Origin of the sequence: Stenotrophomonas sp. PFBMAA-4 (assembly GCF_030053215.1) — a bacterium.
Classification (GTDB): domain Bacteria; phylum Pseudomonadota; class Gammaproteobacteria; order Xanthomonadales; family Xanthomonadaceae; genus Stenotrophomonas.
In genome coordinates this window covers 247915-272199 of the sequence record NZ_JASGBW010000001.1, presented here as the reverse complement: position 1 = coordinate 272199, position 24285 = coordinate 247915, and the positions used below count along the sequence as shown (strand labels likewise).

Here is a 24285-nt window from a genome sequence, read left to right as displayed (position 1 = left end):
GATCGTGTACAGACGGTAGTCACAGTTTTCGGGTCGCCGGGCATGGCCCGGCGCTACCGCGCAGGGCCATCTCGGGTAGCGCCGGGCCATGCCCGGCGGGGGTTCAGCGCAGGCCGTCCACGTCCAGGATCAGGGCCATGCGACCATCGCCGATCAAGGTTGCACCGGCGTAGCCGCGCAGGCCGCGCAGCGCCTTGGGCAGCGGCTTTATGACCACTTCCTCGCGGCCGCGCACCTGGTCCACGACCAGGCCGAAGCGCGCTTCACCGGCCTGCAGCACCACGATGGTCAGCAGGGGGGACGCTGCAGGCGTCACATCCAGCCACTGGCGCAGATCGACCAGCGGCAGGGTGTGCGAGCGGCGGTCCAGCACGGCGCGGCCATCGAACCAGCCCAGCGAGGTGCGCGGGGCGTGCAGCACTTCCATCACGCGCGCCAGCGGCAGCGCATAGACGTCTTCGCCGGCCTGCACCAGCAGCGTCGGCAGGATGGCCAGGGTGAGCGGCACGCGGATCAGGAAACGGCTGCCACGGCCCAGTTCCGACTGGATCTGGATCTGGCCGCTCAGCTCGCGGATGCGCGACTGCACCACGTCCATGCCCACGCCGCGGCCGGAAATATCGGTGACCTGCTGCTTGGTCGAGAAGCCGGGCAGGAACACCAGGTGCAGGCACTCCTCGCTGCTCAGGCGGGCGGCGGCTTCCGGGTCGATCAGGCCCTTCTCGCGGGCCTTGGCGCGCAGCTTTTCCGGGTCGATGCCGGCGCCGTCGTCCTGCACTTCGATGCTGACGTAGTCGCCTTCCTGCTGCGCCGACAGGCGCACGTGGCCCATCCGCGGCTTGCCCTGCGCTTCGCGCAGGTCCGGCATTTCCACGCCGTGGTCGATGGCGTTGCGCACCAGGTGCACCAGCGGGTCGGCCAGCGCTTCGACCAGGTTGCGGTCCAGCTCGGTCTCGGCGCCGATCAGCTCCAGGTCCACTTCTTTCTGCAGCGAGCGGGCGACGTCGCGGGCCACCTTCGGGAAGCGCGAGAACACCTTGCCGACCGGCTGCATGCGGGTGCGCATGACCGCCGACTGCAGGCGGGCGGTGGCGATGTCCAGCGTCGACACCGCGCGATCCAGCTCTTCGTCGCGCAGGCGGGTGCGCAGGGTCTTCAGCCGGTTCCGTGACAGCACCAGTTCGCCGATCAGGTTGACGATCGCATCCAGGCGCTTGGTGTCCACGCGCACGGTGTGTTCGGCTTCGGCCACCGGCTTGTTCGCGGCCGGCTTGGCGGCCGCGCGTGGGGCGGGTGCCGGGGCCGGTGCGGCGGCCACGGGCTTGGCGCCCGGGACGGCGCCACCATGCAGCTGGTCGAGCAGGGCTTCGAACTCGTCTTCGCTGATCAGGCCGTCGTCGGCCTTCTTCGGCGGTGCGACGGCGGTCGGTGCGCTGCCGCCATGCAGCTGGTCGAGCAGGGCCTCGAACTCATCGTCGGTGATCAGGTCGCTGCCGGCAGCGGCCGGGGTGGCGGCTGCGGCGCTCGATGTGGGGCTCGCCCCGCCATGCACGTCGAACTGGGCGATCAGTTCCGGCGGGGCGTATCCGGGTTCGGTGCCGGAGGACACCGCATCGAGCATCGACTGCAGGTAATCCAGCGACTGCTGGGCGGCATCGAAGTGGTGGGCCTGCAGCACGGCCTGGCCGGCACGCGCCGCGCCCAGCGCTTCTTCGGCGGCATGGCACAGCTCGACCATGGCGGTGATGCCGAGGAAGCCGGCGCCGCCCTTCAGCGTGTGGTAGCCGCGGAAGACCGCGTTGAGCTGGTCGTTGTCCTGGGGTGCCTGTTCCAGCGACACCAGCTGTTCGCCCAGGCGATCCAGGATTTCCTGCGCCTCGATGATGAAATCGGCAGTGATGTCGTCGGCAACAGCGCTCATGCTTACAGCCCCAGGTCCGACAGCAGGTCGTCGGCGTCGTTCTGCGAGACCGCGTGGCGGTCCAGTCCCTTCAGTGCCGGCCCGGCCAGTTCCGGGTCGGTGCGATGCTGTTCCGGCGGCAGGCCGAGCGCGCCAAAGCCTTCGTGCACGCGGCGGACGATGCCGACCACGCGACGGATGATCTGGCCGGTCAGGTCCTGGTAGCTCTGGGTGAGGGCGATCTCGGTCAGGTTGTGGCGGATGCGCTCCAGTTGCGCGTCCTGGCCCGGCTGCAGGCCATCGGCACGCAACTGTTCGGTCAGGGCGCGGCATTCTTCGGCCAGGTCCAGGGTGCGGTGGGTGGCCTGTTCGGTCATCGCCACCACGTGGTCCAGGCGGGCGCAGGCATCGTCCAGCTCGCCGGCCTCGTCGGGCACGGTCGGCAGCTCGCCCAGGGCCTGGCCGAGCTCGCGGGCCAGCCGCGAAAGGCCGCTCATCATCGGCTGGGTGCGCGCGGCCACCAGGCTGTCGATGCGCTGGCGCCAGGCGGCCTCGTCACCGGATTCCAATGCATCCAGGGCTTCCTGCAGGCGCAGGGCAAGGGCGCTTCTGTCGACCTGGGCGTCCATCAGGCGCTCGCCGCCAGGCGTTCGAAGATCTTGCCCAGCTTTTCTTCCAGGGTCTGCGCGGTGAACGGCTTGATGATGTAGCCGTTGACGCCGCTCTGGGCCGCTTCGATGATCTGCTCGCGCTTGGCTTCGGCGGTGACCATCAGCACCGGCAGGGTCTTCAGCTTGGCATCGGCACGGATCGCCTTCAGCAGCTCGATGCCGGTCATCACCGGCATGTTCCAGTCGGTGACCACGAAATCGAAGGGCTGGCTCTGCAGCATCGACAGGGCGGCATGCCCGTCCTCGGCTTCGGCGGTGTTGGTGAAGCCCAGATCGCCCAGCAGGTTCTTGACGATGCGACGCATGGTCGAGAAGTCGTCGACGATCAGGATGCGCATGTTCTTGTTCAAAGCAGAGTTCCTTTGTTGTTCACTGCGGGCGGCCGGGGGCAGCCGCCTCGCGCATGTTCATTGTTCGAGGCCGGCGTCGACCGCCTCGAACACCTTGAGCCGGCCGCGCAGGCGCAGCACGGCCTGGCCGTGGATCTGGCAGACCCGCGATTCGCTCACGCCGAGCACCGCGCCGATCTCCTTCAGGTTCAGCTCCTGCTCGTAGTACAGCGAGAGCACCAGCTGTTCGCGCTCGGGCAGGTGGCCGATGGCCTTGCCCAGCTCGCGGCCGAACTCGCCGCGCTCCAGCACCTGCTGCGGGGTCGGGCCACCCTGGGCGACCGTATCCAGCTCGCCCTGGTCCTCGATGCGCGACTCCAGGCTCAAGACCTGGCCGCGCGAGGCATCTTCCATCAGGCGCAGGTACTCGGGCAGGGGCATGTCCATCGCCGCCGCCACTTCGGTGGCGCTGGCGGCACGGCCGCTGCTCTGTTCCAGCCGGCGGATGGTGGCGGCGGCGTCGCGGGCACGGCGGTGCACCGAACGCGGCACCCAGTCGCCACGGCGGATCTCGTCGATCATCGAGCCACGGATGCGGATCGAGGCGTAGGTCTCGAACGAGGCACCCTGGTCGGCGTCGTAGCTTCGCGAGGCTTCGATCAGGCCCATCATGCCGGCCTGGATCAGGTCGTCCACCTCGACGCTGGCCGGCAGGCGCGCCGCCAGGTGGTGGGCGATGCGCCGCACCAGGTCCGAGTGCTGGGCGATGACGTCGGTCGCGCTCGAGCGCTGGACTTCCTTGTACTGGGCTGCGCCTTTCATACGGTCACCCCACGCTGCTTGAGGATGCGTTCGAGGAAGAATTCGACGCCACCACGCGGTTCGGTCGGCGCCTGCCAGCGGGCGGTACGGCGGGCGATCTCGGTGATCGCCAGCGCAGCCGGGCTGGACGGGTAGGCCTTGACCACCGGCTGCTGGCGCTGCACCGACAGGCGCAGCCAGTCATCCTGCGGCACGCAGCCCAGGTAGTTCAGCGAGACATCTGCGAGGAACTTCTCGCAGACGCGGGTCAGCTTTTCGTACAGCACGCGGCCTTCGTTGGGGTCGCGCACCATGTTGGCCACGACCTGGATGCGGTCCACGCCACGTTCGCGCGACAGCACCTTGATGAGCGCGTAGGCATCGGTGATCGAGGCCGGCTCATCGCAGACCACCACCACGGTGTCCTGCGCGGCCTGGCAGAAGGTCAGCACGCCGTCGTTGATGCCGGCGGCGGTGTCCACCACCATGATGTCCAGCTCGCGTTCCAGCTCGGAGAACACGTTGACCAGGCCGACATGCTCGGCCGGGGCCAGTTCGGCCATGTGCCGGCGGCCCGACGCGGCCGGTACCACCAGCACGCCGTTGGGGCCCTCGATGATCACGTCTTCCAGGCTGCAGCGGCCGGCCACCAGGTCGGCCAGGGTGAACTTGGGGTTCAGGCCGAGGATGACGTCGATGTTGGCCAGGCCGAGGTCGGCGTCCAGCAGCAGGGTGCGTTTGCCCATGCCGGCCAGCGCCACGGCCAGGTTGGCCGACACGTTGGTCTTGCCCACGCCGCCCTTGCCGCCGGTCACCGCGATGGTGCGGACAGGGCCGAGCGGCTCGCTGCGGGTGGCCGACAGCGGGAAGGTATTGGTCAGCTTGGCGTACTCACGCGACGGCATGGTTCAACTCCGGGTTGCAGGGCATATCGGCCGCTCGGCGCAAATCTTCAAGGCGAAGTACGAGATTGGCTGCACTGGCCCGGTGCAGGTCCTCCGGGACGTCCTGGCCATCGGTCACCCAGGTGATCGGCAGGGCATGGTCGACGGCCACCGACAGGGCGTTGCCGAAGCGGCCGGTCTCGTCCAGCTTGCTCAGCACCAGGCCCTGCAGGTTGGCCGCGCCGAAGCGGCGGACGACCTCGTCCATGTCACCGAAGCTCGTATTGGCCGGCAGCACCAGCAGGGTGCGCACCTGGCGGGCGGCCCGCAGCCACTGCAGCTGGGCGGCAAGGGCGCGGTCACGCGGGCCCAGGCCGGCGGTGTCGATCAGCACCAGCTTGTAGTCCTGCAGGCGCTCCAGCAGCTGGTCCAGGTCGGTGCCGCTGTTGGCTTCGTGCACCGCGATGCCGAGCTGGCGGCCGTAGCCGTACAGCTGCTCGCGGGCGCCGACGCGCAGGGTATCGGTGGTCACCAGGGCCACGTCGCGCGGGGCGTGCTTCTCGGCGAAGCGCGAGGCCAGCTTGGCGATGGTGGTGGTCTTGCCGGCGCCGGTCGGGCCGACCAGGGCGATCACGCCGCCTTCTTCCAGCGGGTCGACCGGGGCGATCGGCAGCTTGCGCGAGATCAGCCCCAGCATCAGGCCGCGGCCGCGGTGGGCCTCGGTCTCCAGCGGGATCTGCATGGCCACGTCGCGGGCGAGGCCGGCATCGAAGCCGTATTCGTCCATCAGGTCCAGCGCGGTGGCGCGCACCGCACTGCCACGCAGGCGCTCGTCGGTGAAGCGGTTCATCTCACGCTCGATGACCTGGCGCATGCCGGCCACTTCCTGGCGAAGCTGGCGGATCTCGCCGTCATCGGCGGCCACCATGGTCAGGGCCGGGGCCGGGGCCAGCTGCGGTGCCGGTGCCGGCGTCGGCGCGGCTTCGGCAAGCGGCGCGGCGTCGTTGGCGGGCGCGGCGGCCGCCGGGGCTTCCACGATGGCAGCGGTGGCCACGGCCGGGGCCATCTCCACCGGCGCTTCCACCGGGGCAGCAGCGACCGCAGGCGCCGGCAGCGGCGGCGGCAGCAGGGTGGCGCTGTCATCTTCCAGCGGCGGATCGATCAGGAAGCGGGCGCGGTTGATCGGTGCGGCGGCAACCGCGGCGGTACTGGCCGGCGGCGCGACGATGGCGTCGGCGTACGGGGCGAAGATCTGTTCCGGCAGTGCCGATTCGTTGACGCTGGCGCGGGCCAGGGTGGAGGCGAAGCCGGTGCTGCCACGGGTCGGCACGATCTCGTCGGCGCTGTCCAGGGTGCGGCCGGTGGCACCGACGGCGGCGCGGGCCAGGGCGGCGACCGCCGAGGTGGTGGCGGCCACCGGCTCGGCGGCCGGGGTCGCGCTGCGGCGGCGGGTCACGGCGGCGATCACGGCATCGGCGGCGCTGCGCGGCTTCGGCGGCGGCGGCGGTGCGATCTCGCGGCGCGAGGCTTCCAGCGCACGCTGCACGGCACTCTCGTCGTAGTGGGCGGCGGCGACGATCTCGATGCCTTCCTCGATCCGGCGGTTGGACAGGATCACGGCGTCGGGGCCATGTTCCTTGCGCACCAGGTTCATGGCCGAGCGCATGTCGGCGGCGACGAATCGTTTGATTTTCATGCTGTGGTCACGGGACGAAGTCGGCGGAGTGGCGGTCGAGGAACGCGGGTGGTCGGTGGTCTGCACGGTTCGGGTTCCCCTTGGAATCTGTCGTGTGGTGCGGTTTGAAAGTGGTGTCTGTTTTCTGGCGCTTGGAAGGCCGGCGTCAGCTGATCGTTCCGACCAGCTTCAGGCGCTTGTCTTCCGGCACCTCGCTGTAGGCCAGGACCGACAGCGACGGAACGCTGTGGCGGACCAGGCGGGCCAGCGCGGCGCGCACCGGGCCCGGTACCAGCACTACTGCCGGCTCGTTTCGCGCTTCCTGCTTGCTGACACATTCGGCCAGGCTCTGGTGCAGTCGCTCTGCGAGTCCGGGTTCCAGCGCGGCGCCGTTGCCCTGCGTGGACTCCTGCAAGACACGTTCCAATTGCGGGTTGAGGGTGAACACCGGCAGCTCCGCCGACATTCCGGCGATCTCCTGCACGATGAAGCGGCCCAGCGCGGTACGCACGGCCGCGGTCAGCGTGGCCGGGTCCTGGCTGATGGGGGCATGCTCGACCAGGGCTTCGGCGATCTTGCGCAGCTGGCGGATCGGAATGCGCTCGACAAGCAGGTTCTGCAGCACGCGCACCACCGCCGACAGCGGCAGCGCCTTGGGCGTCAGATCTTCGACGAGCTTGGGCGCGCTCTTGCCGAGGTTGGCCAGCAGGTGCTGCACTTCCTCGTGGCCCAGCAGTTCCGGCGCGTGTTCGCGGATCAGGTGGGACAGGTGCGTGGCGACCACGGTGGCCGGGTCGACCACGGTGTAGCCCATGGTCTCGGCCTGGGCGCGCTGGTGCGGCTGGATCCAGGTGGCATCCAGGCCGAACGCGGGGTCCTTGCCGGCGATGCCTTCCAGTGGGCCCAGCGCACTGCCGGGGTCCAGCGCCAGTTCGCGGTCGGGGTGGATGTCGGCAGTGGCCACCGGCACGCCATGCACCAGCACCCGGTAGCCGTTGGCCGGCAGTTCCAGGTTGTCGCGGATATGCACGGAGGGGATCAGGAAGCCCACGTCCTGGGTCAGCTTGCGGCGCACGCCCTTGATGCGCGCCATCAGCTCGCCGCCCTGGTTGGCGTCCACCAGCGGAATCAGCCGGTAGCCCACTTCCAGGCCCAGCGGATCGACCGGGCGCAGCTCGTCCCAGCTCAGTTCGGCCGTGGGCGCGGGGCTGGGCTGGCGGCCCAGGGCGGCCAGCGCGGCGGCATCGCCGGACCCGGCGGCATCGTTGGTGGCCGGTGCCTGGCTCTTGCGGTACAGCTTCCAGGCGATGAAGCCGAGGAGGGCGGCCAGCGTCAGGAAAGCGACGTTGGGCATGCCGGGGACCAGGCCGACCAGGCCGAGGATGCCGGCGGTGATGGCCAGTGCGCGGTACTGGCCGAACACCTGGCCGGTCATGGCCTGGGCCATGTCCTGCGAGCGCGAGGCGCGGGTGACCAGCATTGCCACGGCGCTGGAGATCAGCAGGGCCGGCAGCTGCGCCACCAGGCCGTCACCGATGGACAGCAGGGTGTAGGTGGCGGCGGCATCGCCGAACGGCATGCCATGCTGCAGCACGCCCACGGCCAGGCCGCCCAGCATGTTGATGAACAGGATCAGGATGCCGGCGATGGCGTCGCCGCGGATGAACTTGCTGGCACCGTCCATCGCACCGTAGAAGTCGGCTTCCTCGCGGACCTCTTCACGGCGGGCCTTGGCTTCTTCACGCGTCAGCAAACCGGCGTTCAGATCGGCGTCGATGGCCATCTGCTTGCCGGGCATGGCGTCAAGGATGAAGCGCGCGGTCACTTCGGAGACGCGCCCGGCGCCCTTGGTGATGACCACGAAGTTGATGATGGTCAGGATGGCGAAGACCACGATGCCCACGGCGTAGTTGCCGCCGATGACGAATTCACCGAAAGCGGCGATGACCTTGCCGGCCGCCTCGTGGCCGTTCTGGCCGTGCAGCAGGATGACGCGGGTGGAGGCCACGTTCAGCGCCAGCCGCAGCATGGTGGTGACCAGCAGCACGATCGGGAAGATGGTGAAGTCCAGCGGGCGCTTCACGTAGACCACCGCCAGCAGCACCATCAGCGAGATGGCGATGTTGAAGGTGAACAGTGCATCGAGCACCGGTGCGGCCAGCGGCACCACGACCATGGCCAGCAGGGCCAGCACGATCAGCGGCGCGCCAAGGCCCTGGCGGATCATCTCCAGGGCGCGGCGGGTGTTGAAGCTGGATGCCTGTGCGCTCACGGGCGGCCTCCCTTGCCGAATTCATCCACATCCACATGCGGGGCGGACGGCATCGGGCCGGTCCGCCAGCTGCGCAGCTGGTAGACGTAGGACAGCACCTGGGCGACGGCGGAATACAGTCTCACGGGAATTTCCTTTCCGAGTTGCCCCTCCCGATACAAGGCGCGTGCCAAAGGCGGGGCAGAGACAATGGCGACCTTGTTGCCGTCGGCCACTTCACGGATGCGCAGGGCGGTTTCATCCACGCCCAGGGCGACCACGGTGGGGGCGCCCATGCTGCCGCCCTCGTATTTCAGGGCCACCGCGTAGTGGGTGGGGTTGACCACCACCACGTCGGCGGTAGGCACCGCTTCCATCATCCGGCGGTTGGCCAGCTGCTGCTGCATGTGGCGGATGCGGCCCTTCACCTCCGGGCTGCCTTCGCTTTCCTTCATTTCCCGGCGCAGCTCTTCACGGGTCATCTTCAGCTTGCGCATCCAGTTCCAGCGCTGGTACGGGGCATCGATGGCGGCCAGCACCAGCATGGCCCCGGCCGCGGCCAGCAGCAGCTTCAGGGTGAAGCCCAGGCCGTGGCCGATGGCCGATTCCAGTGGCTGGTTCAGCAGGCCGCGCAGGCTGTCAAAGCTGGCGGCGAAGACCAGCAGGGCCGAGGCGCCGACGAAACCCATGCGCAGCAGTGACTTGGTGAGTTCGGCCAGGGCTTCGGCACCCCACATGCGCTTCAGCCCGGACAGCGGGTTGAGCCGGTTCGCGTCGGGGACCAGCGACTTGTTCGACCAGCGCAGGCCGCCCATCGCCACCGGCGCCAGGAAGCTGGCCAGCAGGCAGACCAGCAGCAGCGGCCAGCAGGCCATCATCAGGCGCAGGAACAGCATGCCGAAGTGGCCGAACAGCAGCTGCGGGTTCTGCCACAGGGCGGGTTCGGGGCTGAGCGCGGCACGCATCCAGGCACGGCCGCCGGCCCCCAGCGAGGCGGCGCTGGCCATGATGGCGATGATGCCGGCACCGAACACGGCCACGGTCGCCAGTTCCTTCGAGCGCGGGATGTTGCCCTGTTCGCGGGCTTCACGCAGGCGCTTTTCTGTTGGCTGTTCGGTTTTTTCGCCTGCGTCTTCGTTCTCGGACATCACGGGCACTGCGGCTGGGGTTGCCGGGGTGCGTGCAAGAAGTGTTCCGTGATGGCCGCCTGGCATGGCCGGGCGGCGGTGTCTGGCGCAATGGGGCTGCGCCAGACCATGCGGCGCTTGTCAGCGCAGGCGCCTGTCTCCGGGGCGCCTGCTGGTAGCGGACGCCGACCGGGCGGGTTCGGCCACTGCCTCCACTTCCTTCAGTGGCACTTCCCCCACGCCCAGGGCGCGCTCGACCTGCAGGTCGCTGCCTTGCGCGTTCAGTTGCGCCTTCAGGCGCGAGAAGTCACCGCACCAGATGGCTTCCACATCCCGGTCCCGGCTGCGGTCACGCTCGGTGTTCATGGCCACCGCGCGGACCTGCAGCCGACCGTTCGCGGCATTCCCGCCGAGTTCGACCCCATAGCCGGGACTGGCTGGACGACGCAGCACGACACGCCCTTGATCAGACCAGGCCGTTTCCATGCCCTCATGGACTTCGTAGCCAAGCTCGGCGAGGCCGGCAAGCAGGGCGGCGCGGCGCGATGAAGCGGCTTGCCGCTGGTGGTAGTGATCGATGGCATGCTGGCAAGCGTCGGCCAAGGCAAGCAGGCGGGCCGCCGGGGTGCTGGCATCGGCGGCGGCGGCCTCCCGCAGCAGGTCGCCCTGGCTGTCCGCGTCCAAGGTGCTGAGTACGTGCGCCAGATCCTGCAGATGCGTCAGGTGGTCGCGCTGTTGGCGGAAGGTGTCGGCAGCGCTGCCAAGATCCAGTACCAGGCTGTCCAGCAGGAGGTTCCGCCGCTGCACGTCGGGCTCTGCCTCTGCCGCACGCAGTGCGTCCTGGAATGTACGGGCGGAGACGGCTCCCTGAAGCAACTGCAGCTCGGCGATGTGCCGGTCAATGCGCTGCAGCCGTGGGTCACGTTCGGCTGGCGCCGCGTGCCAGGCGGTGCTGGATCCGGTGGCATCCTCACGCAGTGCCTCAGCGATGGCGCGCTGTGCCTGGCTGAGCTCCTCGCTCTGATCGCGGGAGGAGAGCGCGAGCGTGGCGCGTGCCAACACGCCCTCGGCATCCGCCTCGGGGCTGCCCTCAGCCAGCCGGTCCAGTGCCTGGGACAGGTCTGCATCCACCGCCACGCCACCGGCCTGCAGCGCTTTGATGACGATGACGGCGTTCTGCTGCTGGCGCCGGGCGCGTTGGCGCTGCGCGATGCGTTGTTCGATCGCGTGTTCCTCGCGCTCAGCGAGGTCGGCGCGCAGCCAGGCCGTCTCGGCTTTCACCTGGTAGGCATAAAGTGCATTGTCACCTTTGGTGACGGCCGCACGCAGCGCGTCACGGCGTGCCAGTACGGCGGCGAGCTGCGCCTGTTCCAGGGCCTTCAGCCGCAGCGCACGCTCCTGCCAACGCAGCACCTCGCGTTCCAGGATGCGCAACATATCCTCCCGCAGGGCGCGGAGTTCGGCTTCGGACTGGAAACGTACCACCTTCGGACCGCTCATGCGGAGGCCTCCGGGGTAGGCGCATGCACCGGGTCACTGGTGTGGGTGGCCATTCCCATCGCCTGCTCGACCGCTTGGCGCAAGCGTGCGCGTTCGCCATCACCGTCGTGATACCAGCCCTGCGATGACACCCTGTGCAGTCTGGGAATGGCGCGTCCCAGCACCGTGGGTCGCCAGATCTCGCGGGCGCGGGCCCGCTGCAGCAGGCCATGGCTGGGTGCATCGCACTCGATGCCGATGGCGTACAGGCCCGTGCGTGGATCTTCGATGGCGAAATCCAGGCCAAAGGCATCGCCCTCGTTGGCCGGATTGGCAGCCCAGCCCAGCGAGCGCAGGTAGTCGCCGACGATGGCGACGAACCCGTCCTGCGCGCTTTGTGCCGCCCCGGAGACAATGCTGCGGTCGGTCTGCAACCGGTTGAGCAGGCTGCTGCTGGCCTCGAACTGGCCCGCACACAATGCACGCGCATACTCCAGGTAGCCCTGCAGATAGTCACGCGGGCTGGCGGGGGCACGCTGCGTGTTGAACATGTCCGATACATCGTTGATCGGCATCGAGGTGATCATGACGACTTTCTGCCGGGCACGGGTGACTGCCACGTTCAGTCGCCGCTCTCCGCCGGTCTGGCCGAGCACGCCGAAGTTTCGCCTGAACGTACCCTGCCCATTGCGGCCGAACGTGGTGGAGAACACGATCACATCGCGCTCGTCGCCCTGCACGTTCTCCACGTTCTTGATGAACACCGACATGTCCTCACCCTCCACGACGCGCTCCCGTTCCTGCTGCAGGGCAAGCCGGAAGGGCTCATCCTCGCTGGCCCGCAACTCCAGCTGATCCTCGATCAGTTCGGCCTGCTTGCGGTTGAAGGTCACTACGCCCACTGAGGGGCGCTCTGCACGGGGTGCCTGCCACAGGTCCTCGAGGTAGGCCACCACACGTTCGGCCTCGAGCGCGTTGCTCTGGTTCTGGTACAGGCCATCGACCTGGATCAGCTGCAACGGCTTGATCTGCTGGATGCGGGCCTGCGGATGGCGGACCGGTACGTTGAGACGGTTCCCATAGAAGGAGGCGTTGGAGAAGCTGATCAGTTCGCGGTACGCCGAGCGGTAGTGGATCTGCAGGGTGGTACTGGGCAACACCGTCCTCGCCAGTTGCAGCAGGTCGGGGCAATCCTTGATCTCGCGGCGGTTCCAGTCGTCCTCGAAGGCTTCGCGCTGTGCATCGTCGGCCTCGGCGTCCGGTTCATCGCCATCGAACATCTCGGCCTCATCGCTTTCCACGCGGCTGGAGAAGAAGGCGGTGGGCGGCATCTGCTTCTCGTCGCCGCTGACGACGGTGACCTTGCCCCGGAACAGGGTAGGGAGGGCGTACTCCACCGGCATCTGCGAGGCTTCGTCGTAGATCACGGTATCGAACATGCCCGCCTGCAGGGGCAGCACGCGACTGGCCACATCCGGGTTCATCAGCCAGACCGGGCGCAGGTGCATGAGGCCCAGTGCGCTTCCCAGTTCAATGAACTCGCGCAGGCGCCGTGACCGGCGTCCGGTCAGCCGGGTCACGTCCTCCCACTGCTTGCGGCTGCCCAGCAGGGACATGTCCATGTGGGCGCCAAGCATTTCACGGTTCAGGCGGCGCATCTGCTGGTCAGCCTCGGCCAGGCCGGTGATCTTTGCGCGTGCTTCGTCCTGGCTGAACTGGAGTTCGGGGAGCTCGTGCTCGATACGGTGCTTCCAGCCAAGGCGGGCCTCCCGGGCCAGCAGGCGGCGGACGGCGCCCTCCAGCTGGTCGGCCGGCAATGCATCCAGCTGCGCCTCACGCTGGCGGAGCTGTTCCAGCAACTGGCGGGCGGATTCATCGAGCTGGCCGGCGCGGCCACGGAACCGCTGATAGGCCGCCAGGCTGGGCAGCGCGACTTTCAGCCGGTCCAGTAGACGCTGGTTGTCCAGGTTATGCAGGACGTTGTGTCGAAGCTGCCCGGCCAGCGGGTCGTCGAGCCAGTCCTGGAGCGGCGCAAGCTGGTGCAGGCTGGCCTGGCGCGCGGCGTGTCTCAGCAGGGAGGCATCCAGGTCATCCAGCAGGCTCTGCAGTTGTGCCTTGTCAGCGGTCAGCATGGCGGTGTCGGCCTGCTGGGCGCGCGGGGATTGTGCAAGTGCGCGCGCCAGGGCCTGTACCTCCAGCAGCCCATCGATGTCCTGGTGCAGCTGCGGCAGCAGGTCGGCACCACCCTGTCCGGTGACGGCAGGCAGCCCCAGTGCCAGGCGGGCATCGTTGTACTGCTGGCGCAGCGGGGCCAGCTGCAGCTCCAGGCGCAGCGCGCCCAACAGCGCAGGCAGCGCTGCCTCGGACGCGATGCCGGCATGGTCACGCAGCAGGCGATCAAGACGGCTGCGCTGCACGAAGTGACGCGGATTCAGCCGCGCCCACCATGTCGTACGGGCCATGACGTCCGTGCAGTCCTGCTCGTGCCGGCGCAGTGTCGCTTCATCCAGATTGGCCAGCGCGCCCGAGAGGCCAGGCACCGCGCTGCCGTGAGCAGCCTGCCCGAGCTGCTGTTCAACCCGGCGAAGCTGAACGACAAGGCTGTCGCCGCTTACCGGTCCGCCGCCGGTGGCGCTGCGGAACAGTGGCAGCCATCGAGCCAGACGCTGGCGCTGTTCGTCCTGCAGCGCCAGTAAAGTGCTCACATGCTCGCCGATCCATGCCCGGTACGGAGCTGCATCCTCGATCTCGAAGCTGGCAGGGTGTTCGGCCAATGCCTGTTGTCGCTGCTGCTCGGCCTGCATGAAGGCATTCAGGCTTTCGGCGAACGCGTCCAGCGTTGCGGTATCAGCAGCAAAGGGGCGCAGGTCTGCCAGGGGGCTGCCCTCGTAACGTGCCGGCAGCCACCAGCGCACCAGTGGCGCACACTGCTCCTCGAGCGCGGTCAGCTGGGCCATGTCGAGCATGCCCAGCCGCTGCCGCAATGCGGGAAACTCGAGGGGGGGCGTACCCGCTTCCAGTTCGATCAGCTCGCCCAGAAGCTGGCGATAGCTGAGGTGGCTGAGGGGATCGACGCGATGCAGGCCGTGGTGGAAGCGATCCAGATCGCCTTCAAGCGCCTCGATACGGGCGGCGGTCCGCTCGCGCGCTGCGCGCCCGTTCGGGTTGCTGCTGTCCTCGGCGAACAAGCGTTCCAACTGCTCACGGATCGAGCGGATGACCGGCTCACGGTCGCGGTTGACGTCGTTGAGCATGACGACACGCTGGCCCAGGCCTTCTGCAACCAGGCGCTTGTGTACGACTTCAAGCGCGGCATGTTTCTGGCAGACGATGAGCAGGCTGCGACCGCGACCGATGGCATCGGCCACCATGTTGACGATGGTCTGGCTCTTGCCGGTGCCGGGCGGCCCCTCGATCAACAGGCCTGGACCCTGGCGTGCCTGCAGTACAGCGGCCTCCTGCGAGGGATCGCTGGCCACGGTGAAGTAGCGTTGCAGCTCCGCCGGCGCCGCCGCCACGGCGTCAACGGCCGCAGGCGGTGCGAGGCGCAGGGCCGTTTCCAGGCCGGTTCCGTTGGGCGGGAGAACCTTCAACTGCCGAAGATCCTCACCTATCGCCTGGCCCATGAAGGTGACATGGAACAGCACGGCAGCGCACTCCAGTTCATCGCCCAGCGGATCGACCACGACGTCCAGGCCCGGTAGTGCAGTCAGGGTGCGCGAGCGCACCCGGGCCAGCATGCCGAAGGCATCCATCACGTCTGAGGCACGCAGCGATGAACGGCCGAGCAGTTCATCGGCCGATGCCTGCCAGCGGCGGAACATCTCAGGACCCACGATGGCCTCGAGCGCTGGATTGATACGTACTTCCTCACGCTCGCCGTCGAAGGCGAGGTTGGCCTGGCCGCGCTTGGCCAGTTCCATTTCCAGCTCTACTGGCCACAGCAGCAGTGGAATGATGCGCGCACGCGCGTTGCTGCGCGGGTCGCGGCTGAGCAGGAAGGGGAAGCCCAGGTACAGGCCGTCGATGCCGGTGTCACGCTTGTACAGGGTGCTTTGCCGCAACAGCGCACGCATCCGCTGTTCGACCGTCGGGCTGCGCTGGAGGGCTTCCGGGTCGACAGCAACAGCCCGTGCATTGCGCTGCATCAGGTGGTCGAGCAGCGCTGCGGCCGGGCGCCGCGAGCTGTCCAGTTCGCGGATGTCCACTCGCGCGGTGGTTTTGCCGATGCTCATCCGGACCAGTGGCCCACGCATTACGGCGGTCACCACCTTCTTCTCGAAGAAGTCCAGGATCTGGGCGACGTACTGCTGCTGCTGCGGCTGCTGCCAGCGGCTGCCAGGAACGGCCAGCACCACCAGCGCGCGGGCCAACGGCATGCGACGTTCGAGACGGAACTGCTCGGCCCAGCTGTCGATGACCGGCATGCCGCATCGCGCGAAACCCAGGATGCGTTCGTCCACCGCACGGTACAACTCGATGCGTGGGTGCTGCAGCAGCAGCGTGGCGGCTGCGGCATCCCATTCGGCAACACCGGCTTTGGCAGCCTGGACCGTGGCGTCGGCAACGATGGCATCGACCGAGCGGAACTGCCCGATCGCCGCACTGAGCAGTACGATCAGGTCTTCTTCGGTGACCATTCTGCGTTCGGCAAGGGTCGCCAGCCCCGGGTGGTCCGTGTCAGGCAGAAGCTTCTGGCGCTCCTGCCACTGGCTGGCCAGGCGCGCCCGCGAGGTGGACAGCAGATAGACACGCAGCACTTCTTCGATGAGGTCGATCTGCTGGTGCAGCGCGCGCTGCCGCACGTTCTGCGCACGCAGCTTCAGCCTTGACAGCCAGGCATCGGTCTGCAGTTGTTCGAGCAGGTCCGGTACCGAGCCGCTGATCAGGCGGTAGCCCTCCACAGGGTGCTCGAGCAGCCAGCCAGGCGTGACGATGCTGCCACGGTGAATCAGGGGCATTTCCGGATTGAGGATCTTCAACGCCAGCATCAGCCGGAAATCCTCTTCCACGCCCTCATGCTGGACGACCTGGCGTAGTGCGGACACGGTGGAGGGAGGAAGTCCAGCTTGGCCCGCCCAGGTGACGATGACGCCACGCAACAGGCTGTCGCGTGCCTCGTCCCAGTGCTCAGCCTGTGCGGCCTCCAGGGCAAAGGACGCAGGACGCCGGAACCGTCGTTCTCCGAGCCGCAGGCCTGCACCGTCGCCCTCATCACGTTCCTGCGTGGCAGATGGCGGAGCGGCCACCGCAATGCCGGCCAGCCAGTCCGATACCTCCGGCCACTGCCAGCGCTGGTGGCGGTCGCGCACCAGCAGGCCGCGAAGCAGCAGGTCCAGGTCCGGATCAATGCCCGGCGGGATCGGTACGCCATTGGCCAGCACGTGAATCAGGTAGGCGTTGGCGTGGGTACCTTCGAAGCAGCGGCCCTGTGTCAGCTGCTCCAGCAGGATCATGCCCAGGCTCCACCAGTCCGAAGCCGCGGCGACGCCGCCGGCGATCGCTTCTGGCGCCATGTAGCGGCTGGTCTCGAGCGGCGACACGATGTCCAGGTCGAACTCTGACAGGCGCGCCGAGCCAAAGCCACTGATGACCATATCCAGAGGGGCACGCGAGCGCACCAGCAGGCTGGCCGGGCGCAGGTCACGGTGGCGCAGGCCTGCTTCGTTGAAGGCGTGAAGGGCCTGGCCGAGCTCGCGGACCACGTGGCGTACGGCATCACGATCGGCAATGACACTGCCGAGGTCGGCCAGGCTGCCGCCGGCAAGCATTTCCACAACCTCGTAAGCGCGATCATCCCACCGGCCGGTAGCGATGATGTCCGGCACATGTTCACGAGGCAGGCGTCGAATGACATCGTAGACTGCGGGGTCCGGCTCGGCGCCGGCGCGATACAGGGTGAGCACCGCCACCTGGCCGCTCTGCGCGTGCTCGGCCTGGTAACGCTCGCGGATGCCATCGGTGCTGCTGATCTGGCGCACCAGCCGCCACTGGTCGATCACCGTTTCGCCGAAGGCCCCATTGCTATCGGAATCTGCTTCGGTGGCGTCTTCGGCAGCCGGCGGTATCGCCGCCGGGCTGGTCGCTGCCGGTTCGGCGCCGCACTGCAGGCACATCAGGTCGCCGGGCTCCAGCGGGTGGCCGTTGGTGCAGAGGGCATCCACGCGCGTGTCGTGGGGTGCCTGCGAGGCGTCATCCTGGGTCCGCACGATGCTGGGGCGCCAACCGTCAGCATGGATGGGCTCGCCTGCCAGGTCCCAGCCGCAGGGGTGCGAGCCGATGTCACCTTCGCAGAACAGTTCATGCAGACCGCGTTCGGTATGGCAGTTGGGGCAGAATCGGATCATGCAGTTACTCCACGCCTTCGCCGCGGGGGGCGTGCGCGCTGGTCTGTAGGTGATGACCTTGCGCGCGCAGCATTTCGCGCAGGCGCAGCAGGTCGTTGTGTCGGGGGATACCGGCCATCCACAGGCTGCCGTCTTCGTCAAACATGATGTCCAGCACCTTGTCGGACGGGGCATGCGGGCGGTCGAGCCCTGCCAGCCGGTCGCGGCCGAGGCCGGTGAGCAGGCTCAGTCGCTGGTTGTCACTTCCGCGCAGCGCCCGGGTCTGCCCGGCAGTCGCCAGGTAGGGATCGCTCATCAGGCCGTCGATCAGGCCTTCGGCGCGGCGCAACGGGGCCTGCAATGCTTCCAGCGCATGGCCGCTGTAGACAAGGATGTCCCCTGGGCCGCGCGACCGCAGGCCTCGCAACAGGGCCAGCAGTGCATCCAGCTGGTCGAAGGGCTCGCCCCCGGAAATCGTTGCCCCGTCAGCCTGCCGCCACCAGGGGGCAAGCTGTTCAAGCAGCACGTCAACGGCGATGCGACGATGGCCAGGCCCCCAGGTATCGGCGGAGATGCAGCCGGGGCAGCGGATGCTGCAGCCTTGGAACCAGATGCCAAGCCTGCGGCCAGGCCCCAGCGTGGTGACGGGGAAATGCACCCGCGACAGACTGACCTGCATGCTCAGGCCCGTTCTATCGCCAGTCCGCCAGGTTGCACGGCGGTGATGATGAAGTGCTCGCCGGGCTGCGCATCCTGATCGAACAGGCTGCGTGCCAGCGGATTGAGCAGGCGCGCTTCAAGCTGGTTGCGGATGCCCCGGCCGCCGTTGGAAAGGTCCTGCAGGCATTGCGCCTGCAGCGTGTGGCGGGCATCAGCGGCCAGGGTCACCGTCAACTGCTGGGCGTGCAGATCCTGCAGGGTGGCGTCCACCATCTGCTCGAAAATCTGCACGGCGACGTCATCGCGGATGAAGTCGAAAACAATGATGTTCTCACCGATGCGGTTCAGGATCTCGGGCCGGTTCAACACCAGCTTGAAGTGGCGGTCTATTTCGGCGTGGACCTTATCCTGCACCTGTTCAAATGCTTCGCCAGGCAGCACGTTGGCCACGCGCTCGCCGTGTTCGCCCTGGCGGTAGATGCCAAGGTTGGAGGTGAACACGATCAGCGCCTCGGAAAAGTACACTCGATCACCGCGGCCGGAGGTGAGCACGCCGTCATCGAGTATCTGCAGGAATTTGTCGAGAATGCGCGGGTGAGCCTTCTCGATTTCGTCAAACAGTACGACGCTGAAGGGTTTCTCGCGGATCGCGTTGGTCAGTTCGCCGCCGACGTCGTAGCCCACATAGCCGGGCGGGGCACCTGTCAGCCGCTGGTCGGCATGCTCGGCACTGAACTCGGACATGTCGAAGCGGATGTAGGCCCCTTCATCCCCGAACAGCAGGCTGGTGACGGTTTTCGCCAGCTCGGTCTTGCCGACACCGGTCGGACCCGCCAGGAAGGCCACGCCGCGGGGCCGGTTGCCTTTTCGCCGCACGCCGACCCCGGTCATCGCGCGCTTGACGATGTCCAGCATGTGGGTCACTGCGTGGTCCTGGCCTTTTACCCGCTGTTGTACATAGCCCTGCGCTGCACGGATGCGCGGGCGGTCGATGCGAAGCCAAGGGTCTTCCGTGACGCCGATCTTGTATCGCCGCACGGCGTCGCTGATCTGCTCCACGCCGACGCCTTCCACGCGGGCCAACTGCGCGATCGCCGTCAGGTCCAGCAGCAGGAGCCCTTCGGTTTCCGTGACAAACGCATCGACGGATTTCTCAAGCACTTCTGGCGCTGCAGTGGCAGCACCCTGCAGGCCCTTCAGCAGCGCAGGCGCCAGCGCACGGCGATTGCGCTGGTCGGGCTTGCTGACGGGGACCGGGTGCAGCCGCGGGTTGCCCACCACCAGCCAGTCAGGCAGATCGCCTTCCTTTTCGACCACCCACAGCACGCTGTTGAAGAAAGGCCTGCGTGCGGCGGTGGCGGGACGGCTGCGCGCCTGGTGTGCGAGCACCAACGCGTGGGTGAACAACTGATGCTCGGCCGCACTGAGGCTGTCGCTGCGGACAGTCAGGCGTGAGGCAAAGTCCACAATCAGCGCGATCGGATCGCCGCCGCGGTTGACCAGGCGCTGCAGGGTGGCTGAGAGCAGGTCGATACCCGCCGGGGCGGCGCCGTTGGCCGGGGTCAGGCCGAGGTCGCGCAGCAGCGTGTCGTCATCGGCCGGCTCGGACCCCGGACGGCCCAGCACCCGGAAGCCGGAAAGCGGATCCCAACTGAGGGCCTGGCTGAAGCCCTCGTCGATCAGGGTCGTGCACAGATGCTGGTTGAAGCTCTGTGCAGTTACCAGACCTGGCTGCAGCTCGGCAGCCTGCAGGTCGCGCACGTTGCCGAAGAGCACGAACTGGCTCTTGAGAGGAAGGAAGCGCACCACGTCACGGACCCATCGCGGCCTCTCGAACTGACTCTTCCCTGACATTCTGCTTCCCGGATCGCCGTTGTTCCTGTGAAGCGTATTGCGCGCGTCAGGCAATTGCCAGCCGGAACAGGGCGGCAATTGCCGGGATGGGTCAACACCTGCCCGGCGTCAGGCCGGGCCGGGCGGGGGCGGGCTCGGTGCCAGCTCGATGCGCGGCCGCGGCAGGTCGTGCAGCTGCATGAAGCGGGCGGCATCCACCGGCCGGCCCAGCAGGAAGCCCTGCAGGTAGTCGCAGCCCAGCCGCTCCAGGTAGGCACGCTGGGCAGCGGTTTCCACGCCCTCGGCCACGATGTCCATGTCCAGCGCGTGGCCCAGCGCCACGATGGCCGAGACGATCACCACGTCCTCGGCGCTGTGTTCCAGGTCGCGCACGAAAGCGTGGTCGATCTTGATCTCGGTGGCCGGCAGCCGCTTCAGGTACAGCAGGCTTGAATAGCCGGTGCCGAAATCATCGATGGAGATGCCCACGCCCAGTGCCGACAGCGCCTGCAGCAGGCGCAGGCTGGTATCGGTATCGCGCATCACCGCGCTTTCGGTGATCTCCAGCACCAGCTGGCGCGGCGTGATGCGATGGCGCTCGAGTACTTCGGTCACGTCCTGCAGCAGGTGCGGCGAGCCGAACTGCACCGGCGACAGGTTGACCGACATCGACCAGCCGTCGTGGCCGGCGTCGTGCCAGCGGCGCAGCTGCGCGCAGGCCTGGTCCAGTGCCCAGCGGCCGATCTCGTTGATGGCGCCGCTGCGCTCGGCCAGGCGGATGAAGCGGTCCGGCGGGATGAGGCCGTGCTCCGGATGGCGCCAGCGGATCAGCGCTTCGGCGCCGGCCACCCTCTGCGTGGCCGCCTGGATCTTCGGCTGGTAGTGCAGGAACAGCTGGTCGCTGCTGATCGCCCGGCGCAGGTCGGCCAGCAGGCGGAACTGCTGCTCGGCGCTGTCGTTCATCCAGTCGGCGAACATCACGAAGGCGTTGCGGCCCGATTCCTTGGCCTGGTACATCGCCGCATCGGCAAAGGCCATCAGCTGCCGCTCGCTGGCGGCATGGTCAGGGCAGATCGCCACGCCGATGCTGGCGGTCACCTGCAGCTCGCTGTCGGGCAGGAGCGGGGCGCTGCCCACCGCCTGCAGGATGCGCCGGGCCAGGGTGGGCAGGTCCTCGTCGTGCTCGATGCGGACCACCAGCACGAATTCATCGCCGCCCAGCCGGGCCAGCAGGTCGTTGGGCCGCAGCAGCTGGCGGGTGCGTTCGGCCACGGCCACCAGCAGCGCATCGCCGGCCTGGTGGCCATAGGCATCGTTGACCTGCTTGAAGCCATCGAGGTCCATGAACATCACCGCGAACCGGCTGCCGCCCTGTTCGGCCTCGGCCAGCGCCTGCACGATGCCCCGCTGCAGCAGCAGCCGGTTCGGCAGGCGGGTGAGCGGATCATGCAGTGCGGCCTGGGTCAGTTCCTGCTGGGCATCGGTCAACGAGGTGCTCAGCATCGAATTGCGCAGGCGCAGCAGTTGTGCCTCCACCCGCTGGTCCATCCAGGACACCACCAGCACCACGGCGAGGATGGCCACGGTGAGCACCACCACCAGCATCGCCAGCCAGGTGTTCTGCAGGCCATCGCCCACGGCCGCGCCGCAGACGCTGCCTTCGGGGAAGCGGGCGGCGGCCATGCCGGTGTAGTGCATGCCGACGATGGCCAGGCCGAGCAGGCCGGCGGCCGCCAGCCGGTCGACGCTGCGGGTGTGCTGCGCGCGCAGGCGGAAGGCCACGTACAGCGCCACCCACGAGGCAGCCACGGCTACCAGCAGCGACAGTGCCAGCCACGCCGGGTCGTAGTCGATGCCCGGGTTCATGCGCAGGGCGGCCATGCCGACGTAATGCATGCCGGCGATGCCGATGCCCATCAGTATCGCGCCACCGGCCAGGCGCGGATGGGGCAGCGTGCGCAGCGACACCAGCCACAGCGCGAACACCGAGGCGGCGATGGACATGCCCAGAGAAAGCAGGGTGATCGGCAGGTCGTAGCCCAGCGGAATGGGCAGGTCGAAGGCGAGCATGCCGATGAAATGCATGGACCAGATGCCCAGGCCCATGGCGAAACCACCCCCCAGCCGCCACCACCAGGTAGCGCCTTTGCCGGGCGCGGTGACCGTGCGGCCGGCCATGGCCAGCGCGGTGTATGACGCCATCACGGCGACCAGCAGCGACACCGCTACCAGCCACGGGTTGTACGTGCCTACCAGCATTCGTCTTTCTCCCGGACCTTCCTGTCGACGGAAAAACTACGTTGGGGCATGGATGAGGCAGGCAGTCCGCACGGACTGCCGGATGCAGCGCCCCCCGGTCGCCGCCTATTCACTCTACCGCGAACCAGTGGGGACGGGTAGAGCCGAGCCTACGCTCGGCTCTACAAATGCGGGTCATTGTGTGACGGCGCCCGCCGCTTCGAAGGCTGCATCGAACAGGCGCTGCACCGGCGGGCCCATTTCACCCACCAGCAGGGCCAGCAGGAACAGGCCCAGCAGCAGCGACACCGGCAGGCCCAGCTGGATCGGATTCATCGCAGGCGCGGCGCGTGCGAGCACGCCAAACGCCAGGTTCACCGCCAGCATCGCCACCGTCAGCGGGATGGCCAGGGTGAGGGCGCCGCGCAGCGCGGTCAGTAGCAGGGTCGGGGCGATGGTGAAGAAGGCGTTCGGATCGGGCAGGGGCGCGCCGATGGGCAGCGCGCGATAGCTGTCCACCACCAGCGAAATCAGCGCCAGATGGCCATTGGCGGTGAAGAACAGCAAGCCGAACAGCAGGTAGAACCACTGGCCGATGACGCCCGAGGTGCCGCCGCGCAGGGGGTCGCTCATCTGCGCGAAGGCCAGGCCGGTGCCCTGTGCGACCAGTTCGCCGGCCAGCGCACCGGCCTCGAAGATCAATCGCAGCATGAAGCCGATGGACACGCCGATGGCCAGCTCGCGGGCGATGGTCAGCACTGTGGCGGCGTCGAAGCCGGTCCAGTCTGGTACCGGGGGCAGCAGCGGCGCCAGAGCGATGGACAGGGTGCCGGCCAGGATCACCCGCACGCGTCCGGGCACCGCGCGGGTGCCGATCATGGGCATGGCCATGGCCACGGCACCGATGCGCAGCATCGTCCACAGCACCGTGGCGATCATGCCGAAGGCCTGCAGGCCGTCGGCAGCCATCTGGGTGGCGGCATCCATCAGCGCGCAGGCCCTAGCCGATCAGGTGTGGAATGCGCTGGAACAGCAGCGTGGTGAATTCGACCAGGTGGCCGATCAGCAGGCTGCCCAGCGCGAACAGCACTGCCGTCAGCGCGGCGGCCTTGGCGACGAAGGCGATGGTCGGTTCGTTCAACTGGGTCGCGGCCTGGACCACGCCCACCACCACGCCCACCACCAGCACGGTGAGCAGCAGCGGGCCGGCCACCCACAACACGGTGATCAGGCCGCCACGCAGTTCGGTCAGGGCAAGTTCGGGAGACATCGTTGTTCCATCGGTAGCGCCGGGCCATGCCCGGCGGCGCGTGTTCGATTCACGCGGGATTGATTCACGCCGGATTGAAGCTGGCCGCCAGCGTTCCCACGGTCAGCACCCAGCCATCGACCAGTACGAACAGCAGGATCTTGAACGGGGCCGAGACCAGCATCGGCGACAGCATCATCATGCCCATCGACATCAGCACGCTGGCCACGACCAGGTCGATGATCACGAACGGGATGAAGATCAGGAAGCCGATCTCGAAGGCGGTCTTCAGTTCACTGGTGACGAACGAGGCAACCAGCACCGGGAACGGGATCGCGTCGGGGCTGGCGTAGGTGCCGTGCCCGGCGATGCCGGCGAAGGTCATCAGGTCGGTCTCGCGGATCTGCGCCAGCATGAAGCCGCGCAGCGGCTGGGTGGTCATGGTCCAGGCGGTCTGGAAGTCGATCTCGCCGTTGAGGTAGGGCGCCATGCCCGTGCTCCACGCCTTGTCCCAGGTGGGCATCATGATCATCGCGGTCAGGAACAGGGCCAGGCCCATCAGCACCTGGTTGGACGGCGTCTGCCCCGTACCCAGCGCCTGCCGCAGCAGGCCCAGCACGATGATGATGCGGGTGAACGAGGTCAGCACCAGCAGCATCGACGGGATCAGGGTGATCGCCGTCATCAGCAGCAGGGTCTGCAACGGCAGGCTGACCGGCGCACCGCCGATCTTGCCGACGTTGACGTCGGGCAGTGCAACCGGCGCGCCGGGCGCTGCAAACGCGAGCGCAGGCAGCAGGCACAGGGCGATCAACAGCAGCCACGACAGCGCGGTGGCAGGGCGGGTACGGGCGACACGCAT

Annotated in this window: 16 protein-coding genes; all 16 read right to left on the bottom strand. The window is 68.0% G+C overall.

Annotated elements, in window-relative coordinates:
• Window positions 1–103 precede the first annotated feature (103 nt).
• On the bottom strand, window positions 104–1921 hold the full coding sequence (locus QMZ26_RS01235; protein WP_283220300.1) for a chemotaxis protein CheA: 1818 nt from the start codon (window positions 1919–1921) through the stop codon (window positions 104–106).
• Window positions 1922–1923: 2 nt separating this feature from the next.
• Window positions 1924–2529, bottom strand: a complete 606-nt coding sequence (locus tag QMZ26_RS01230; protein WP_079221805.1) for a protein phosphatase CheZ — start codon at window positions 2527–2529, stop codon at window positions 1924–1926.
• Entirely contained in the window at window positions 2529–2921 is a 393-nt protein-coding gene (gene cheY / locus QMZ26_RS01225; protein ID WP_053520063.1) for a chemotaxis response regulator CheY, read from the bottom strand. Before cheY ends, QMZ26_RS01230 begins: the two co-directional genes overlap by 1 nt.
• A 57-nt stretch (window positions 2922–2978) precedes the next feature.
• Entirely contained in the window at window positions 2979–3722 is a 744-nt protein-coding gene (locus QMZ26_RS01220) for an RNA polymerase sigma factor FliA (protein WP_079221806.1), read from the bottom strand.
• Complete coding sequence (locus QMZ26_RS01215; RefSeq protein ID WP_079221807.1) at window positions 3719–4606, bottom strand: MinD/ParA family protein; 888 nt, start codon at window positions 4604–4606, stop codon at window positions 3719–3721. Before QMZ26_RS01215 ends, QMZ26_RS01220 begins: the two co-directional genes overlap by 4 nt.
• Window positions 4593–6281 carry a flagellar biosynthesis protein FlhF gene (flhF, locus tag QMZ26_RS01210; protein ID WP_283220299.1) on the bottom strand — a complete coding sequence of 563 codons (1689 nt, stop codon included), beginning with the start codon at window positions 6279–6281 and terminating at the stop codon, window positions 4593–4595. The genes QMZ26_RS01215 and flhF overlap by 14 nt, the downstream gene beginning before the upstream one ends.
• A gap of 145 nt (window positions 6282–6426) precedes the next feature.
• Window positions 6427–8487: a flagellar biosynthesis protein FlhA gene (gene flhA / locus QMZ26_RS01205; protein ID WP_283220314.1), complete on the bottom strand. Its 2061-nt coding sequence runs from the start codon at window positions 8485–8487 to the stop codon at window positions 6427–6429.
• A 41-nt stretch (window positions 8488–8528) separates the two neighbouring features.
• Window positions 8529–9659: a flagellar biosynthesis protein FlhB gene (gene flhB / locus QMZ26_RS01200; protein ID WP_200733470.1), complete on the bottom strand. Its 1131-nt coding sequence runs from the start codon at window positions 9657–9659 to the stop codon at window positions 8529–8531.
• A gap of 120 nt (window positions 9660–9779) precedes the next feature.
• Window positions 9780–11138, bottom strand: a complete 1359-nt coding sequence (locus QMZ26_RS01195; RefSeq protein ID WP_283220298.1) for a hypothetical protein — start codon at window positions 11136–11138, stop codon at window positions 9780–9782.
• Window positions 11135–17464, bottom strand: a complete 6330-nt coding sequence (locus QMZ26_RS01190; protein WP_283220297.1) for an AAA domain-containing protein — start codon at window positions 17462–17464, stop codon at window positions 11135–11137. The genes QMZ26_RS01195 and QMZ26_RS01190 overlap by 4 nt, the downstream gene beginning before the upstream one ends.
• 4 nt (window positions 17465–17468) lie before the next feature.
• Window positions 17469–18122, bottom strand: coding sequence for a 4Fe-4S cluster-binding domain-containing protein (locus tag QMZ26_RS01185; RefSeq protein ID WP_234458549.1), 654 nt, complete (start codon window positions 18120–18122; stop codon window positions 17469–17471).
• A 2-nt stretch (window positions 18123–18124) separates the two neighbouring features.
• Complete coding sequence (locus QMZ26_RS01180; protein ID WP_283220296.1) at window positions 18125–19912, bottom strand: AAA family ATPase; 1788 nt, start codon at window positions 19910–19912, stop codon at window positions 18125–18127.
• A gap of 153 nt (window positions 19913–20065) precedes the next feature.
• On the bottom strand, window positions 20066–22195 hold the full coding sequence (locus QMZ26_RS01175) for a bifunctional diguanylate cyclase/phosphodiesterase (protein ID WP_283220295.1): 2130 nt from the start codon (window positions 22193–22195) through the stop codon (window positions 20066–20068).
• 174 nt (window positions 22196–22369) lie between these two features.
• Complete coding sequence (gene fliR / locus QMZ26_RS01170) at window positions 22370–23161, bottom strand: flagellar biosynthetic protein FliR (protein WP_079221812.1); 792 nt, start codon at window positions 23159–23161, stop codon at window positions 22370–22372.
• Window positions 23162–23174: 13 nt separating this feature from the next.
• Entirely contained in the window at window positions 23175–23444 is a 270-nt protein-coding gene (locus tag QMZ26_RS01165) for a flagellar biosynthetic protein FliQ (protein ID WP_005413254.1), read from the bottom strand.
• A 64-nt stretch (window positions 23445–23508) separates the two neighbouring features.
• Window positions 23509–24285 (bottom strand): flagellar type III secretion system pore protein FliP, encoded by a 777-nt coding sequence (gene fliP / locus QMZ26_RS01160; protein WP_079221813.1) that lies wholly within the window; start codon window positions 24283–24285, stop codon window positions 23509–23511.

Coding starts and splice junctions, on each gene's coding strand:
- QMZ26_RS01220 (WP_079221806.1), bottom strand. CDS start 3,722: ATGAAAGGCGCAGCCCAGTACAAGGAAGTCCAGCGCTCGAGCGCGACC.
- QMZ26_RS01190 (WP_283220297.1), bottom strand. CDS start 17,464: ATGATCCGATTCTGCCCCAACTGCCATACCGAACGCGGTCTGCATGAA.
- flhF (WP_283220299.1), bottom strand. CDS start 6,281: ATGAAAATCAAACGATTCGTCGCCGCCGACATGCGCTCGGCCATGAAC.
- QMZ26_RS01235 (WP_283220300.1), bottom strand. CDS start 1,921: ATGAGCGCTGTTGCCGACGACATCACTGCCGATTTCATCATCGAGGCG.
- fliP (WP_079221813.1), bottom strand. CDS start 24,285: ATGCGTGTCGCCCGTACCCGCCCTGCCACCGCGCTGTCGTGGCTGCTG.
- QMZ26_RS01185 (WP_234458549.1), bottom strand. CDS start 18,122: ATGCAGGTCAGTCTGTCGCGGGTGCATTTCCCCGTCACCACGCTGGGG.
- QMZ26_RS01230 (WP_079221805.1), bottom strand. CDS start 2,529: ATGGACGCCCAGGTCGACAGAAGCGCCCTTGCCCTGCGCCTGCAGGAA.
- flhA (WP_283220314.1), bottom strand. CDS start 8,487: ATGATCCGCCAGGGCCTTGGCGCGCCGCTGATCGTGCTGGCCCTGCTG.
- fliR (WP_079221812.1), bottom strand. CDS start 23,161: ATGGATGCCGCCACCCAGATGGCTGCCGACGGCCTGCAGGCCTTCGGC.
- QMZ26_RS01165 (WP_005413254.1), bottom strand. CDS start 23,444: ATGTCTCCCGAACTTGCCCTGACCGAACTGCGTGGCGGCCTGATCACC.
- QMZ26_RS01175 (WP_283220295.1), bottom strand. CDS start 22,195: ATGCTGGTAGGCACGTACAACCCGTGGCTGGTAGCGGTGTCGCTGCTG.
- QMZ26_RS01215 (WP_079221807.1), bottom strand. CDS start 4,606: ATGCCGTCGCGTGAGTACGCCAAGCTGACCAATACCTTCCCGCTGTCG.
- flhB (WP_200733470.1), bottom strand. CDS start 9,659: ATGTCCGAGAACGAAGACGCAGGCGAAAAAACCGAACAGCCAACAGAA.
- QMZ26_RS01195 (WP_283220298.1), bottom strand. CDS start 11,138: ATGAGCGGTCCGAAGGTGGTACGTTTCCAGTCCGAAGCCGAACTCCGC.